1 protein-coding gene is annotated in these 1,256 nt (G+C 62.1%); it reads right to left on the reverse strand.

The window, feature by feature from the left end:
* Positions 1–75 precede the first annotated feature (75 nt).
* Positions 76–1,185 carry an IS5 family transposase gene (locus J2W36_RS26505; protein ID WP_307692779.1) on the reverse strand — a complete coding sequence of 370 codons (1,110 nt, stop codon included), beginning with the start codon at positions 1,183–1,185 and terminating at the stop codon, positions 76–78.
* Positions 1,186–1,256: the final 71 nt, after the last annotated feature.

Here is a 1,256-nt window from a genome sequence, read left to right on the forward strand (position 1 = left end):
TCGAGCGGGGAGCCCGAAGACGCATTTACAGGGTGATTCGGACCGCGCAAGGGCTGCCTTTCGCCCCTTTTCTAGTCATCCCGCTGCCTGCAGACGCAGTTGTCCCAGCGAACGCATGCGCACGAGGTTGTAGGCGGTCACGTTCAGCACGAATACCTGGTCCACCTTCTTGAGCCCACGCACCATCACTTGGCGCAACTGACCAATGGTCTTGGTCCAGCCGAAGCCTTGCTCGATGCGCTTGCGGCACTTCATCGACAAATCGTAGCCATCGGCCTGGGCAACCTCATCAGGCACCGCCGAGCGGCGCCCCGATGTGTTCTGCGCCACGTGCGGCGTCACTTCGAGCCGCTGCAACTCGGCGACGAACTCCGCCGCGTCGTAACCCTTGTCGGCGCTCAGGGTGATCGGCGCTTCGGGGTTGGCTTGCCGGGCGTCGGCAATCATGGCCTTGGCCGCTTCGCGCTCGGCATAACCATCGGCCTGAGTGACCATGGCATTGACGATCAAGCCGTTGCGGTTCTCCATGAGCGTGTGGCCTATGAAGCGCAGCTCGCTGGCCGTCTTGCCTTTGCGGTACAGCCGGCTGTCGGGATCTGTCTTCGATGCGTGGGTGTCGTTGCTGCGCGGCTGACCCCGGAAGTCGCCTCCATCACCGCCATCGCCATCGCCGCCGCTATCGCCGCGGTCCTTGGGCATAAAGCTCTTGTGGCTGGCCCAGGCCTGGATCAGCGTGCCGTCCACGCTGAAGTGCTCCTGGGACAACCAGTCTCTGCGCTCGGCCTGCGCGAGCACTTCGTTGAAGAACGCCACCACGGCATCGTGTTCGATCAGACGCTCACGGTTCTTGCTGAACACGGTGGGCACCCAGACGCTGTCTTGCATCGACAGTCCGATGAACCAGCGAAACAGCAGGTTATATTGCACCTGTTCCATCAGCAGTCGTTCCGAGCGCACGGAGTACAGCACCTGCAGCAGCATTGCGCGCAGCAGCTTCTGTGGGGCGATGCTCGGACGTCCTCCCTTACTAGCGTCTTCATACATCCCTGCGAACAGGTCTTCGAGCTGGCTGAGCGCGTCATTGACCATCGCGCGGATGGCTCGCAGCGGGTGCGTCGCTGGCACGAAGTCGTCCAACTTCTTGATGCTGAAAAGGCTCTCGGTGAAGGTGTCGGATCCGCGCATGCCGCATTGTCCTGCGGACACACCCTCTGGGACCGAGTTCGGCTTTCCAGGGCGAGGTATTTCAGCAGCCT

The organism is Variovorax ginsengisoli (assembly GCF_030811835.1).
Taxonomy (GTDB): domain Bacteria; phylum Pseudomonadota; class Gammaproteobacteria; order Burkholderiales; family Burkholderiaceae_C; genus Variovorax; species Variovorax ginsengisoli_C.